We start from the raw sequence: 394 nt of genomic DNA on the forward strand, positions 1-394 counted from the left end.
CTGCCCGACGGCTTCGCGCCGGAGGGCGTCGCCGCCGCCGGCCGGTACGCCTGGTTCGGGTCAAGGGCCACCGGTGAGATCTACCGCGCCGACCTGATCACCGGAGCCGGCAAGCAGGTCAGCCCCGCCACCGGCACCCCCTCGCTCGGCCTGAAGATCGACCCGCGGGGCCGGCTCTTCGTCGCCGGCGGCACCGCCGGTGACGCCCGGGTGATCGACACGCGCACCGGTGACGTACTCGCCAGCTACCGGTTCGCCGAGGCGCCGACGTTCGTCAACGACGTGACGCTCACCCGCGACGCCGCCTGGTTCACCGACTCGAACCGGCCGGTGCTCTACCGCCTGCCGCTGGGACGCGGCGGCACGCTGCCGCCCGCCGACGGGTTCACCACGC

General features: G+C 74.6%; 1 pseudogene. It reads left to right on the forward strand.

Annotation, left to right across the window (positions count from 1 at the left end):
- A pseudogene (locus tag EAD96_RS00020) lies at positions 1-394 on the forward strand (superoxide dismutase); the annotation flags it as partial.

Source organism: Micromonospora sp. BL1 (assembly GCF_003667485.1).
GTDB classification, from domain to species: domain Bacteria; phylum Actinomycetota; class Actinomycetes; order Mycobacteriales; family Micromonosporaceae; genus Micromonospora; species Micromonospora tulbaghiae.